At 74.0% G+C, this 13,381-nt stretch carries 12 protein-coding genes; 1 reads left to right on the plus strand and 11 read right to left on the minus strand.

Features of this window, described 5'->3' with window-relative positions; genetic code table 11:
• From cobA to ACQ393_RS11980, 8 genes are read right to left on the minus strand one after another with little or no spacing between them, the layout of a single operon-like run.
• Nucleotides 1-840, minus strand: a complete 840-nt coding sequence (gene cobA / locus ACQ393_RS11945) for a uroporphyrinogen-III C-methyltransferase (protein WP_430647058.1) — start codon at nt 838-840, stop codon at nt 1-3.
• Entirely contained in the window at nt 837-1,772 is a 936-nt protein-coding gene (locus tag ACQ393_RS11950; protein WP_430647059.1) for an ABC transporter permease, read from the minus strand. Before ACQ393_RS11950 ends, cobA begins: the two co-directional genes overlap by 4 nt.
• On the minus strand, nt 1,762-2,511 hold the full coding sequence (locus ACQ393_RS11955; RefSeq protein WP_430647060.1) for an ABC transporter ATP-binding protein: 750 nt from the start codon (nt 2,509-2,511) through the stop codon (nt 1,762-1,764). The genes ACQ393_RS11950 and ACQ393_RS11955 overlap by 11 nt, the downstream gene beginning before the upstream one ends.
• Nucleotides 2,508-3,614, minus strand: a complete 1,107-nt coding sequence (locus ACQ393_RS11960) for an ABC transporter substrate-binding protein (RefSeq protein WP_430647061.1) — start codon at nt 3,612-3,614, stop codon at nt 2,508-2,510. The genes ACQ393_RS11955 and ACQ393_RS11960 overlap by 4 nt, the downstream gene beginning before the upstream one ends.
• On the minus strand, nt 3,611-4,936 hold the full coding sequence (locus ACQ393_RS11965) for a sulfate adenylyltransferase subunit 1 (protein WP_430647062.1): 1,326 nt from the start codon (nt 4,934-4,936) through the stop codon (nt 3,611-3,613). Before ACQ393_RS11965 ends, ACQ393_RS11960 begins: the two co-directional genes overlap by 4 nt.
• Nucleotides 4,936-5,901, minus strand: a complete 966-nt coding sequence (gene cysD / locus ACQ393_RS11970; protein WP_430647063.1) for a sulfate adenylyltransferase subunit CysD — start codon at nt 5,899-5,901, stop codon at nt 4,936-4,938. The genes ACQ393_RS11965 and cysD overlap by 1 nt, the downstream gene beginning before the upstream one ends.
• Nucleotides 5,898-6,665 (minus strand): phosphoadenylyl-sulfate reductase, encoded by a 768-nt coding sequence (locus ACQ393_RS11975; protein WP_430647064.1) that lies wholly within the window; start codon nt 6,663-6,665, stop codon nt 5,898-5,900. The genes cysD and ACQ393_RS11975 overlap by 4 nt, the downstream gene beginning before the upstream one ends.
• Entirely contained in the window at nt 6,662-8,431 is a 1,770-nt protein-coding gene (locus ACQ393_RS11980) for a nitrite/sulfite reductase (RefSeq protein WP_430647065.1), read from the minus strand. Before ACQ393_RS11980 ends, ACQ393_RS11975 begins: the two co-directional genes overlap by 4 nt.
• A 229-nt stretch (nt 8,432-8,660) precedes the next feature.
• On the opposite strand from ACQ393_RS11980, the gene dinB reads away from it, so the two are divergent.
• Nucleotides 8,661-9,857, plus strand: coding sequence for a DNA polymerase IV (gene dinB, locus ACQ393_RS11985; RefSeq protein ID WP_430647066.1), 1,197 nt, complete (start codon nt 8,661-8,663; stop codon nt 9,855-9,857).
• A gap of 36 nt (nt 9,858-9,893) precedes the next feature.
• Here the strand turns inward: dinB and ACQ393_RS11990 are convergent, their stop codons facing one another.
• The 3 genes from ACQ393_RS11990 to ACQ393_RS12000 all read right to left on the minus strand — a co-directional run bounded on the left by ACQ393_RS11990 (nt 9,894) and on the right by ACQ393_RS12000 (nt 13,359).
• Nucleotides 9,894-10,631, minus strand: a complete 738-nt coding sequence (locus ACQ393_RS11990; protein ID WP_430647067.1) for a sirohydrochlorin chelatase — start codon at nt 10,629-10,631, stop codon at nt 9,894-9,896.
• 94 nt (nt 10,632-10,725) lie between these two features.
• Nucleotides 10,726-12,639, minus strand: a complete 1,914-nt coding sequence (locus tag ACQ393_RS11995) for a substrate-binding domain-containing protein (RefSeq protein WP_430647068.1) — start codon at nt 12,637-12,639, stop codon at nt 10,726-10,728.
• 165 nt (nt 12,640-12,804) lie between these two features.
• Nucleotides 12,805-13,359, minus strand: coding sequence for a hypothetical protein (locus ACQ393_RS12000; RefSeq protein ID WP_430647069.1), 555 nt, complete (start codon nt 13,357-13,359; stop codon nt 12,805-12,807).
• Nucleotides 13,360-13,381: the final 22 nt, after the last annotated feature.

Below are 13,381 nucleotides of genomic sequence, written 5' to 3' on the forward strand. Positions count from 1 at the left end.
TCAGTCGAGGGTCGGGGGCGCGACGAAGGCGGATGCCGCGAGCGCGGCGGGCGCGTACGGGCTGAGCCGCACGACGTCGCCGACGACCACGACGGCCGGCGAACGGACGCCCCGGACCGCCGCCTGGTGGGCGATCGTCTCGAGCGTGCCGATCGTGACCCGCTGCCGCGGGCCGTACCCATCCTCCACGATCGCGACGGGGCACTCGGCACCACGCTCGCCGCGGGCGAGCGTGATCGCGGAGTTCGCGAGCGTTCCGACGCCCATCAGCAGCACGACCGTGTGGTCGCGCCCGCCGCCGAGCGACTGGATCTGGTCGTGGCCGGTCACGACGGTGAACGTCGTCGCGAGGCCGCGATGGGTGAGCGGGATGCCGGCGATCGCCGGCACCGAGACGGCGCTCGTGATACCCGGCACGACCTCCACGTCGACGCCGCGCTCGCGGCAGAACGCGAGCTCCTCGCCGCCGCGTCCGAAGACGTATGGGTCGCCGCCCTTCAGGCGCACGACGCGCTTGCCGCCCAGCGCGAGCGTCACGAGCAGCTCGTTGATCGCGTCCTGCGGCACCGCGTGATGGCCGGGCAGCTTCCCCACGTCGACGACCTCGGCGGTGAGTGCCACGCCCTCGGCGGCGAGCCCGTCGAGCACGGAGCGGGCGCCGAGCCGGTCGGCGACGATCACGTCGGCGGCCTCCAGGGCACGCAATCCCCGCAGGGTGATGAGCCCGGGGTCGCCGGGGCCCGCGCCGACGAGCGCGACGCGGCCGCGGTCGGCGCCGCCCGCCTGAGCGTCGCGCCCCGCGCCATCCGCCGGGCGGTTCTCGAAGATGCGATCGGTCATGGGGTTCCTCCCGTGAGTCCGCGGCGGCGCAGCATCCCGCGCTCGACCGGGGCGAAGACGAGCAGCTCGATCACCACGCCGATGGCGAGGATCACGAGGATCGTGCCGAGCACGCTCGCGAGGTCGGCGAGGTCCCGGCCCTGCTGCAGGAGCGAGCCGACGCCGAAGCCCATCGAGCCGCCCATCACGATGATCTCCGCCGCCATGAGCGAGCGCCACGAGAACGCCCACCCCTGCTTGAGGCCCGCCAGGTAGCCGGGCAGGGCCGCGGGCAGCACGACGGATGCCGCGAGCTCGAACCGCGACGCGCCGAGCACCGTGCCGACCCGCCGCAGCTGCGGCGGCACCTGGGCGACGCCGGCGACGAGGCCGTTCACGATCGACGGGATCGCGCCCATGAGCACGACGAAGTAGACCGTGGCATCCGACAGCCCGAACCAGAGGATCGCGGCCGGCACCCACGCGACCGACGGCAGCACCTGCAGGCCCGAGATGAGCGGGCCGAGCGCGCGTCGGAGCGGCGCCCACTCGGCGAGCAGCAGGCCGAGCGGCGTGCCGACGGCGACCGCGATGAGGAAGCCGAGGACGCCGCGCTCGAGGCTCGTCGCGACGGCGAGCTGGAGGCGGCCGTCGGCCCAGGCGTCGCCGAGCGCGGCGGCCACGTCGAGCGGGCCGGGCGCGAGGTCGGGTCGCGGCTGGGCGATCACGGTGTAGGCCTGCCACGCGGCGACGAGCACGACGAGGAGCAGCACGGGCGGGAGCACGCCGTCGATCGCGCGGCGCCACCACGGCGTGCGGCGCGCGACATCCGTCTGGAGCCGGTCGAGCCCGGCCTCGAGCGTGCGGAGGTCGTCGTGGGCGGAGGCGGAACCGGCGCCGGCGCTCACGCCGGTATTCGCGGCGACCGGCGGTGCGAGGGTGTCATGAGGCATTGCGGCGGATCTCCCTTCGCAGGTGCTCGGTGATCTCGACCGAGAGGTCGGAGACGGTCGGCGACTCGATGCGTCGCGGCCCGTCGTCGGCGATGCGCCACTCGTTCACGATCCGGCCGGGACGGCTCGACATGAGAAGAACGCGCTGCCCGAGCCGCGCGGCCTCGCGCACGTTGTGCGTGACGAACAAGATCGTGCGGCCGGTCTCGCGCCAGACGCGCTCGAGCTCCTCGTGCAGCAGGTCGCGCGTGATCGCGTCGAGCGCGGCGAACGGCTCGTCCATGAGCAGCACCGACCGGTCCTGCGCGAGGGCGCGCGCGAGCGCGACGCGCTGCCGCATGCCGCCCGAGAGCTCGTGCGGGCGCTTCTCGGCGGCGTCCGCGAGGTGCACGAGGTCGAGCAGTTCGAGCGCGCGGGCGCGGCGTCCGGCCCGCGAGAGGCTGCCGTCGCCGAACCGCAGCGCGAGCTCCACGTTGCGTCGGGCGCTGAGCCACGGCACGAGCGACGCCTCCTGGAACATCACCGCGGCGCGCCCGTCGACGTCGATGGTGCCGGTGCTCGGCTGCTCGAGGCCGGCGATGAGGGAGAGGAGGGTCGACTTGCCGCAGCCCGACGCGCCGAGCAGGCACGCGAACTCGCCCGGCGCGACCGCGAGGTCGATGCCGTCGAGCACGACCGGGGCGTCGGCCGCGTACTGCTTGCCGACGCCGGTGAGGTGGATGGCGGGTGCCCGCGTCATCGTGTGCCCCCGTCGAGTCCGGCGCCGTCGAGCGCGTCGAGCCCGGCGGCGGCTCGAACGGCGTCGAGCGGCCCGAGGTCGAGGATGCCGGCGAGGTCGCCCGCTTCCGCCGTCCCGGCCGCGACGGCGTTCCGCTGGAGCACGGGCAGCGTCGCCGCGAACGGGTCGACCGTCGGCGCGACGTGTTCGAGCGCGCGCTCGAGCACGGCGTCGGGCAGCGGAGCGCCCGCATCGGCCGCCAGGCGAGCGTTCACGAGCGCCGGCACCTCGTCGGGGTGCGTCGAGATCCAGTCGACGGATGCCGCGTGCCCGGCGACCAGCGCCGCGACCGTGTCGGGGTGCGCCTCGAGGTACTCGGTGCGCACGACGAGCAGCGTGGTCGGGAACGCGCCGCCCGGCCACAGCTCCGCCTCGTCGACGAGCACCTTCGCGCCCGCCTCGATGACGAGCCGCGACGCCCACGGCTCCGGCAGCCACGCGCCGTCGATCGCGCCGGTCGTGAAGAGCTGGAGCGTTCGCGCGTTGTCGGTCGGCACGACGTCGACGTCGCCGCCGCCGGTCGGCGACGTCTCGAGGTCGTGGTCGGCGAGCCAGGTGCGGAGCGCGACATCCTGCGTGTTGCCGAGCTGCGGCGTCGCGAGCGTCGCACCCCGGAGGTCGTCGGCGTCGTCGATGCCGTCGCGCACGACGAGCGCCGCACCGCCGCCGACGGCGCCCGCGACGATCCGGAGCGAGGTGCCGCCCGACTGCACGAAGCTGTTGATCGCCGGGCTCGGCCCGAGGTACGCGGCGTCGATCGCCCCGGCGCTCAGCGCCTCGACGGCGGCCGGGCCCGCGTTGAACGCCTGCGGCTCGAGCGCGGTCGCGCCGAGCTCGCCGGCCAGGATGCCGGTCTCCAGTCCGACGAGGGCGGGCAGGTGCGTGACGTTGGCGAAGTAGCCGAGGCGGAGGGCCGCGGCATCCGTTGCCCCTGCCGCCCCCGGCCCGTCGGCGGCTGCACGGCCGACCGAGCCGATGACCACGGGCACGATGACGATCGCCGCGGCGACCGCGACGCCGGCGACGAGTTCGCCGAGCTGCGCACCGAGCCCGCGGCGGGTCACGCCGGCGCCTCCACGACGATGCCGGCGGCGAGCGTCGCGCCGTCCTGCGGGTGGATCACGAGGAACGCGCCCGCCCGGCGGTGCGCGGCGTACGGCTCGACGACGAGGTCGGCGGCGAGCTTCAGGCGGACGAGCCCGATGTCGTTCGTCGCGAGCGACGCGGTCGGCGTCGTCTCGAGCGTGTCGAGGTCGAGGCGTCCGCGGATGTCGGTGACGATCGCCTGCACGGTCGTGGTGCCGTGCTTCACGAGCACGCGCGCGCCGGTCGTGAGCGGGCGTCCGTCGAGCTGGAACACGTCGGCGTCGAGCTCGCGCCGCGGCGCGGGCAGCGACCCGGCGGCGGCGATGACCGCCCCGCGCGAGGCGTCGACGGGGTCGGCGAGCTCGAGCGCGACCGAGAGCGGGGCGGATGCCTCGACGAGCGGCTCGGGGCCGCGGTGGATGCCCGTGACCGTCGTGCGCACGCCCGCCGGGAACACCTCGACGGGGTCGCCGACCTTCACCGTGCCCGACTCGATGCGCCCGGCGAACGCGCGGTGATCGCGGAACGCGTCGGCCGCGGCATCCGCCAGCTCGGGCGAGAGCCCGCCCTGCGGGCGGATCACGAGCTGCACGGGCAGGCGCAGCGCCTCGAGGTCGGTCTCGAGCTCGTCGATCGTGCTCAGCTCCTCGAGCAGTTCGAGCAGCGACGGTCCGTCGTACCAGGGCGTGTTCGCGGAGCGCTCGACGACGTTGTCGCCCGCGAGCGCCGAGACGGGGATCGTGTGCGCGTCGGCGATGCCGAGGTCGCGCGCGAGCGCGGCGACATCCGACGCCACGGCCTCGAAGGCCGCGCGGTCGTAGCCGACCAGGTCGATCTTGTTCACCGCGACGATCACGTGCGGCACGCGCAGCAGCTGCACGACCGCGAGGTGACGGCGGGTCTGCTCGAGCACGCCGTTGCGCACGTCGACGAGCACGACGACGGCGTCGGCCGTGGCCGAGCCGGTGACCATGTTGCGGGTGTACTGCACGTGGCCGGGGCAGTCGGCGAGGATGAACGATCGGCGCCCCGTCGAGAAGTACCGGTAGGCGACGTCGATCGTGATGCCCTGCTCGCGCTCCGCGCGCAGCCCGTCGGTGAGCAGCGCGAAGTCGATCGCGCCGGGCTCGCCGCCGAAGCCGCGCTCGGCGGAGGTGCGCGCGACCGACTCGAGCTGGTCGGCGAGGATCGCCTTCGAGTCGTGCAGCAGTCGGCCCACCAGCGTCGACTTGCCGTCGTCGACCGAGCCGGCGGTCGCGAAGCGCAACAGCGTGCCGGTGGCGGGCGTGATCGTCGTCATCAGAAGTACCCGTCCTTCTTCCGGTCCTCCATGGCCGCCTCGGACAGGCGGTCGTCGGCGCGCGTCGCGCCGCGCTCGGTGAGGGTGGATGCCGCGACCTCGCGCACGATGTCCGGCACCGTCGCGGCGTCGGAGACGACCGCGCCCGTGCAGCTGAGGTCGCCCACGGTGCGGTACCGCACGGTGCGGCGCTCGACGCGCTCGCCCTCGCGCGGCGCGGACACGTCGCTCACCGCGAGCCACATGCCGTCGCGGGCATACACCTTGCGCTCGTGCGCGAAGTACAGCGGCGGCAGCGCGATGCCCTCGCGCTCGATGTAGCGCCACACGTCGAGCTCGGTCCAGTTCGAGATCGGGAACGCGCGCACGTGCTGGCCGACGGTGTGCCGGCCGTTGTAGAGCGTCCAGAGCTCCGGCCGCTGGTTGCGCGGGTCCCACTGGCCGAACTCGTCGCGCAGCGAGATGATGCGCTCCTTGGCGCGCGCCTTGTCCTCGTCCCGCCGGGCGCCGCCGAAGACCGCGTCGTGCCGGCCGGCCGCGATGGCGTCGAGCAGCGGCTGGGTCTGCAGCGGGTTCCGGGTGCCGTCCGCCCGCTCCTGCAGGCGGCCGTCGTCGAGGTAGTCCTGCACCGAGGCGACCTCGAGGCGGATGCCGAGCCGCTCGACGGTCTCGTCGCGGAACCGCAGCACCTCGGGGAAGTTGTGGCCGGTGTCGACGTGCAGCACCGGGAATGGGACCTTCGCCGGCCAGAACGCCTTGGTCGCGAGGTGCAGCACCACGACCGAGTCCTTGCCGCCCGAGAAGAGCAGGACCGGACGCTCGAACTCGGCGACGACCTCGCGGATCACGTGGATCGCCTCGGCCTCGAGCACGTCGAGGGCGTCGAGGGCACGGGTCGCGCCGTTCGCGTCGGTGGCGCGGGCAGCGGATGCCGCGGCAACCGTCGTCGTCAGGTTCTCGCTCATAGGTGCAACCCGCATTCCGTCTTGGCGAGGCCGGCCCAGCGGCCGGACCTCGGGTCCTCGCCCGCGGCGACGGGCTTCGTGCACGGCTCGCAGCCGATCGAGGGGTAGCCGTGCGACATCAGGAGGTTCACCGGCACGGCGTTCGCGCCCGCGTAGTCGAGGAGGTCGTCGAAGGTCCACGCCGCCACGGGATTGACCTTCACGAGCCCGTTCCGCTCGTCGTAGGCGACGAGCGGGGTGAGCGTGCGCGTCGGCGCCTCGTCGCGGCGGACGCCCGTGAACCAGACCTCGTAGCGGCCGAGCGCGCGCTGCAGCGGCTCGACCTTGCGGCGCGCGCAGCACAGCCCGGGGTCGCGGGCGAAGAGCTCGGCGCCGAACCGGGCGTCCTGTTCGGCGACCGTCTGCTCGGGGAGCACGTCGACGATCCGCACGTCGAGCTGCCGGGCGACCTCGTCGCGCGTGACGCGCGTCTCGGTGAAGTGGTACCCCGTGTCGAGGAAGAGCACGTCGACGCCCGGCAGCTGCTGCGACACCAGGTGGGGGAGCGCGGCGTCGGCCATCGAGCAGGCGACGGCCGCGGCATCCGTCGCGAAGTTCGCCGTGACCCACGCGACGACCTCGGCGGGGGACGCCTCGTGGTCGGTCAGGCTGCCGAGCGTCGTGTTGCCGGCCTCGGCGAGGGCGCGCAGTTCGTCGGGCGAGCGGCGGGCGCGGGCGGAGGCGTCGGTCGTGGGGGCCCCGATCCCGAGGTTCCGCGCGCTCATCGGAGTGCCTCCTCGTCGGCGCGGTGCGCCCACTGGGCGAACGTCTCGTCGGCCGCCGCGTCGCGTTCCTCGAGGAACCGCGTGACCACGCGCGAGACGTAGTCGGCGATGCCGTCGGCTGCGACCTTGAGTCCGCGCACCGTGCGGCCGAGGCCGGCCTCGTCGCGGTCCTGTGAGGCGAGCCCGCCGCCGAGATGCACCTGGTAGCCCGGCACCTGCTCGCCGTCGATCGTGACGAGCTGGCCCTTGAGCCCGATGTCGGCGGTCTGGATGCGGGCGCACGAGTTGGGGCATCCGTTCACGTGCAGCGCGATCGGGTGCGGCAGGTCGAAGGCGGCGAGGCGCTCCTCGAGGTCGAGCACGGCGGCCGTCGCGAACGCCTTGGTCTCGACGATGGCGAGCTTGCAGAACTCGATGCCCGTGCACGCGATCGTTCCGCGCCGGATGAGGCTGGGCCGCGCCTGGAGCCCGAGCTCGTCGAGGCCGGTGATGAGCGACTCGATGCGGTCCTCGGGGATGTCGAGGATGACGACCTTCTGGTGCGGCGTCGTCCGCAGGCGGCTGGAGCCGTGCGCCTCGACGAGGTCGGCAAGCCTGGTCAACGTCGGGCCGGAGACGCGGCCGACGATCGGCGTCGCGCCGACGTAGAACCGACCGTCCTTCTGGCGGTGCACGCCGACGTGGTCGCCGACCGTCGCGGGCGCCGGCGCGGCCGGCCCGTCGGGCAGGGCGGCGCCGAGGTACTCGGTCTCGAGCACCGACCGGAAGCGCTCGACTCCCCAGTCGGCGAGCAGGAACTTCAGGCGCGCCTTGTTGCGCAGCCGCCGGTAGCCGTAGTCGCGGAAGATCTGGGCGACGCCGTGCCACACCTCGGCGACCAGCGACGGCGCGACGAACACCCCGAGCCGCTCCGCCAGCCGCGGCGCCGTCGACAGTCCGCCGCCGACCCAGAGGTCGTAGCCGACGCCGAGCGTCGGGTGCTCGACCGCGACGAAGGCGACGTCGTTGATCTCGTGCACGACATCCTGCGAGGGGTGGCCGGTGATCGCCGACTTGAACTTGCGCGGCAGGTTGGCGAGCGACTCGTCGCCGATGAACCGGCTCGTGATCTCCTCGATCTGCGGCGTCGGGTCGATGAGCTCGTCGGCGGCGATGCCCGCCACCGGCGAGCCGAGCACGACGCGCGGCACGTCGCCGCACGCCTCCGTCGTGCCGAGGCCGACCGCCTCGAGCCGGCGCCAGATCTCGGGCACGTCCTCGACGCGGATCCAGTGCAGCTGGATGTTCTGCCGGTCGGTGAGGTCGGCCGTGTCGCGGCCGAACTCGGTCGAGATGCCGCCGATGACCCGCAGCTGCTCGGTCGTCAGCTGCCCGCCGTCGATGCGCACGCGCAGCATGAAGTACTCGTCCTCGAGCTCGTGCGGCTCGAGGGTCGCGGTGCGGCCGCCGTCGATGCCGGGCTTGCGCTGCGTGTAGAGGCCCCACCAGCGGAAGCGGCCGTGCAGGTCGGTCGGGTCGATCGAGGCGAAGCCGCCGTCGGCGTAGATGCGCTCGATGCGCTCGCGCACCGCGAGGCCGCCGTCGGCCTGCTTCCACTCCTCGTTGCCGTTCAGGGGCGTGGTGCCGTCGACCTTCCACTGCCCGTTCGGCTTCGCCGAGGGGCGGGGCGGGCGGATGTCGCGAGCCGCCCGATCGGCGCGCGCGGGACGCTCGGCGCGCTCGGTGCGCGGCGCGCGCGGCGCGGCATCCGTCGTCTCGATCGTCACGGTTCCCCCTCTCGTCCCGCGCCCCGTTCGGGGCACGTGGTTGACGAAGGTACGAGGCCCGAGCGGATGCCGGTAGGTCGCCCCGTCACGTTCGGTCACCCCGTGTCGCACGGCGTCACATCCCGTCGCAGTCCGTCACGCGCCGGGGCGCGGATGCCGCGACCGGGCGCACGGCGCCGTGTCGCCGGTGCGTGGGACGATCCGCAGGACGGAGGGCGGGAGGACGCGAGTGCGGGGCGAGGCGACCGTGTTGCATGCGGATCTCGATGCGTTCTACGCCTCGGTCGAGCAACGCGACGCCCCCGAGCTGCGCGGCCGACCGGTCATCGTGGGCGGCGGCGTGGTGCTGGCGGCGAGCTATGAGGCCAAGGCTCGCGGGGTGCGCACCGCGATGGGCGGTCGGCAGGCGCGCGACCTGTGCCCGGACGCGGTGGTCGTGCCGCCGCGGATGGATGCGTACTCGGCGGCGAGCAGGGCCGTGTTCGAGATCTTCCGCGACACGACGCCGATGGTCGAGGGGCTCTCGATCGACGAGGCGTTCCTCGAGGTCGGGGGCCTCCGACGCATCGCCGGCACGCCGGAGCAGGTCGCCGCGCGACTCCGCGAGCGCGTCCGCTCGGAGGTCGGGCTGCCGATCTCGGTCGGCATCGCGCGGACCAAGTTCCTGGCGAAGGTCGCGAGCGCCGTCAGCAAGCCCGACGGGCTGCTGGTGGTCGAGCCCGAGCGCGAGGCGGCGTTCCTGCTCCCGTTGCCGGTCGAACGGCTGTGGGGCGTCGGCGCGGTCACTGCCGAGAAGCTGCACCGGCTCGGCATCCGCACGGTCGGGCAGCTCGCCGAGCTCGAAGGCGATGCCGCCGAGCGGCTGCTGGGCCGGGCGACCGGCGCGCACCTGCATGCCCTTGCCCGGTTGCGCGACCCGAGGCCGGTGGACTCGACGCGGCGCCGCGGGTCCATCGGCTCCCAGCGTGCGCTCGGCACCCGTCCGCGCTCGCCCGACGAACTGGAGGTCATCCTCTCCCAGATCGTCGACCGGCTCGCCCGGCGCCTCCGCGACAAGGACCGGGCGTGCCGCACGGTCGCGCTGCGGCTCCGCTACGGCGATTACGCGAAGGCCACCCGGTCGCGCACCCTCCGATCCCCGACCGACCGCACCGCGGTGCTGCTCGACGTCGCACGAGGGCTGCTCGTCGCAGCGCACCCCGTGATCGCCGAGCGCGGCATCACGCTCATCGGCGTCTCGCTGTCGCAGTTGGCGCGCGCCGACGCCGTGCAGCCGGAGCTGCCGATCGACTGGAACGACGGCGTGCGCCTCGACACGGTGCTCGACGCGGTGCGTGACCGCTTCGGTGCGGCCTCCGTCGCGCGGGCCGCGCAGCTCGGCCGCGATCCCGGCGTGGAGGCGCCGCTGCTGCCCGAGCACGAGTGACCGGCGTCGGCCGGCGCGAGGGCGTGCGGGGCCGCGTCAGGCGAGCGAGCGAGCGGATGCCGCGTAGCGGTCGAGCACGACGTCCACGAGTTCCCGCGGCGCAGGCTCGTCGGGCACGAGCAGCGGCGCTGCCGTGACCTCCGCCCCGGCCGCCCGCGCGAGGTCGTCGAAGTACCCGGGCGCGAGCAGGTAGTTCGCGACGACCACGCGGCCCCGGTCGCCGAGTGAGGCTCGCGCCGCCGCGACCGCGTCGGGCAGGCGCGGCTCGGCCGCCGACAGGAACCCGACCGGGACCTCGCGACCGGATGCCGCCGCGAGCCGCCGCGCCTGCTCGACGCAGTCGACGACCGCGCGCCGGTCGCTCGAGCCCGCGACGGCGAGGACGATCGCGTCGCCCTCTCGGAGCCCGGCTTCGTGCAGGCGCCGCAGCAGGAGCGTCGCGAGCCGGTCGTCCGGCCCGAGCGCACCGGCCAGCACGACCGGGCGCGACGTCTCCTCCGCGACCGCCTCGGTGAGGTCCACGTACACGTGGTAGCCCGCCGACAGCAGCAGCGGCACCACCACTGCCGGCTCGCCGTCGGCGAGCGACGCGAGCGTCGCCGGCACGTCGGGCTGCTCGACGTCGACGTGTCCGAGCCGAACGCCCGGCGTGCCATCCGGATGCCGCTGCGCCATCGCCTCGGCGACGGCGACGTGCAGGCCGCGCACCGCGCGCCGACCCTCGGGCGACGAGGTGCCGTGCGAGATGCCGACGAGGGCGGGGAGCTGCGTCATCCGTTCATGCTCGCAGAGCGGCGGGCCGCATGCGCACTGATCACGGCGGGTCTCGGTATGGGCGCTTCGCGTCCTCCTCGACCGCCGGTGGCGGCTAGAAGCTCGTGACGAGGTCACCGAGCACCTCGTCGACCTCGGTCGGGTCGGTCGCGTCGTAGTAGTGGGCGCCCGTCGCGCTCGAGATCGACTGCAGGGTCTTCACGTCGGCGTCGGCGCCGTAGGCCAGCGTGAAGACGAGCACGGGGGTCGAGTGGTGCAGCTCCTCGAGCGTGTCGAGCATCTGCTTCGATGACGTGCTCGGCGCCTCGGTCTCGTTGCGCCCGTCGCTGAGCAGCACGATCGCGTTGATGCGGTCGGGGTCGTAGTCGTCGGCCTGGCGCTTCGCGAAGGTGTCGACCGCCTCGTACAGGGGCGTCCACTCGATCGGCTTCAGCTTCGCGAGGGCCGACTCGAAGCGGTCGCGGGTGTCGGCGATGTCGTCGACGGCGCTGACCTCGCCCGGCGCGAGAGGTCGTGCGTCGACCTCGGAGAACGCAGCGAGCCCGACGTGGTCGCCGTCGGAGAAGTGGTCCAGCGACAGCTCGATCGCCTGCTTCGCGGCCTCGAGCTTCGTCTCGCCCGTCTCGATGGGGTCGCTCATCGAGCCCGACACGTCGAGCAGGAACAGCACGTTCGCGCGCTTGCGCACGTCGGGGAACGCCTCGTGCATCGCGACGACGACCTGCGGCTGGGGGAAGGCGAGGCCCGACTCGGGGGTCTCGGCGAGCGCACCCACCTCCGCGACCTCACTGTCGAGCTCGCGGTTGAGGTCGCGGTAGCCCGCGTCGCGCACGATCGCCTGCCCCTCCGCCGTGCCGGCGAACCGAAGGAAGTCCTCGGCTGCGGCGGCCTCGGCCTCGTCGACCCAGGCTCCCGTGAGCACCACCGCCGGGTTGTCGGCGACGTAGTGGCCGTCGGCCGGGTAGATCGGCACGAGCTGCTCGGAGGGCGGGTCGGCCTCGATGCGCGTGACGCCGTCGCGGCTCGTGATGCCCCGGTTGTAGTCCCACACCGACTTCTCGTCGACGATCACGGCCGAGAGGAAGTCGGCGGCCGAGCCGCCCGCGTCGGCGGCCTGCCTGGCGTGCCAGAGGAAGTGCTCCGGCGTGGCCATGTAGTGGCTCGTCGCGAGCTCGTGCTGCTTCACCTCGTCGGTGACCTCGTCGTCGGCGATGTCGTCGGCCGTGAGGTCGGCGACCGAGCCGGCGGCGGCACCGTACGACGCGAGCATGGCGGCCTCGCCCGAGCTGGCGATCACGGGGCTGGTCTTGCCGAGCTTGAACTCGCCCCACTCAGGGTGGTCGAGGTCGGCCCAGACGTCGGCGTCGTCTGCGGTCGCGAACACCTCGGACCAGGTCGGCGGCTCCTCGTCCCAGCCGATCGCCGCAGCGAGGGGCTCGGGCATGGCGAGCACGATGTCGGACGACCCGACGCTCGTCCCCTCGGCGGGGACGTTCGCCGATCCGCCCGCCTCGCGGGCGACGCCGAGCCACGACCGCGCGTCCGGGATCCAGACGACGGGCCGCTCGTCCTCGGCGGCCTCGGAGAATCCGACGGCGGCCTCCTCGGCCGCGATGCCCGACTTGTCCTTCGACGCCACGACCGTGACGCACGAGCCCTCGACGTCGCGCGGTTCGGCGTTGTACGCCTCTGCGAGCCGTTCGACCATCTCGGCGTTCTCGAAGGACGACAGCACCGGGACCGCCGTGCACGGCTCGTCGCCCGCCTCGGCCGCGGGTTCGTCGTCGGGGAAGACGATGGGGTCGGGTTCGGCGGGCTGGCTCGGCGCGGCCGCCGTGCCGCCCCGGTTCACCATGACCAGGGCGGTCACCGCGCCGCCGATGACGAGGACGGCGACGATGCCCGCGGCGACGGCGAGCCACGCGCCCCGGCGGCGTCGGCGTCGGCGCTCTTCGCGCAGCTGACGGCGATCGCGTCGGGCCGGGACGTTGCTCGGTGCGTCGGGCATCGGTCCTCCAGTCGGGGCGGCTGGCTCGTTCGTGAGCCTAGCTCAGCTGACCGTGACGCGGCAGGGAAGGTCCGCAGCCGGGCCCGGTGCGCCGGCGACCCGCGCCCTCGTCCGCGCGTCGCGGGTCGCGGGTCGCGGGTTGCGGGTTGCGGGTTGGACGGACGTTCACCCGGTCGCGTTGAGCAGCCCGACGACCACGGCCGTCCACCAGGCCGTCTGCGACACGACCGCGCTCGCCGCGAACCAGACGCGCGCCCGCCGCGGGAGCGAGCGGAAGCGGGCATTCGCGGGGAGTCGCCCGAGGCCGGAGGTCCAGCGGGTCAGTGCGACCCCGTTGAGGCTGAGCACGAGGACGGCGACGAGCTTCACCTGCGTCGCCGTCGCGGTCAGGTCGGGCTCGAGCAGCGCCCCGCTCGCGAGCAGCCCGACGAGCCCCGCCCAGACCGGGAGGATCATCGTGCGGTCGGCCTGCCGGAGTTCCCGGACGCTGCTCCACCCGGTCGCCCAGAGCAGCGCGTGCCACTCGATCATGAGCACGGCGCCGAGGCCGACCACGAGCGACGCGAGGTGCACGAACAGGGCCGCGCCGTGCAGCCAGTCCGGCGGGGCGACGATCGCGCTGAGCCAGACGGTCAGGGCCCAGGCGACGGTCACCGCGGCATAGGCGACGGCGCGCCCGCGTCGCCTGCGGGCCTGCTTCTGCCTGATCGTGGTGGTCACGAGCGAGCGCCGGCCTCTCGTC

The sequence above is a fragment of the Agromyces sp. GXS1127 genome (genome assembly GCF_050565425.1).
GTDB lineage: Bacteria > Actinomycetota > Actinomycetes > Actinomycetales > Microbacteriaceae > Agromyces.

What these genes read in the sequence shown, in the direction of transcription:
- cobA (WP_430647058.1), bottom strand. Translation starts at nt 840, where the DNA reads ATGACCGATCGCATCTTCGAGAACCGCCCGGCGGATGGCGCGGGGCGC.
- ACQ393_RS11950 (WP_430647059.1), bottom strand. Translation starts at nt 1,772, where the DNA reads ATGCCTCATGACACCCTCGCACCGCCGGTCGCCGCGAATACCGGCGTG.
- ACQ393_RS11955 (WP_430647060.1), bottom strand. Translation starts at nt 2,511, where the DNA reads ATGACGCGGGCACCCGCCATCCACCTCACCGGCGTCGGCAAGCAGTAC.
- ACQ393_RS11965 (WP_430647062.1), bottom strand. Translation starts at nt 4,936, where the DNA reads ATGACGACGATCACGCCCGCCACCGGCACGCTGTTGCGCTTCGCGACC.
- cysD (WP_430647063.1), bottom strand. Translation starts at nt 5,901, where the DNA reads ATGAGCGAGAACCTGACGACGACGGTTGCCGCGGCATCCGCTGCCCGC.
- ACQ393_RS11975 (WP_430647064.1), bottom strand. Translation starts at nt 6,665, where the DNA reads ATGAGCGCGCGGAACCTCGGGATCGGGGCCCCCACGACCGACGCCTCC.
- ACQ393_RS11990 (WP_430647067.1), bottom strand. Translation starts at nt 10,631, where the DNA reads ATGACGCAGCTCCCCGCCCTCGTCGGCATCTCGCACGGCACCTCGTCG.
- ACQ393_RS11995 (WP_430647068.1), bottom strand. Translation starts at nt 12,639, where the DNA reads ATGCCCGACGCACCGAGCAACGTCCCGGCCCGACGCGATCGCCGTCAG.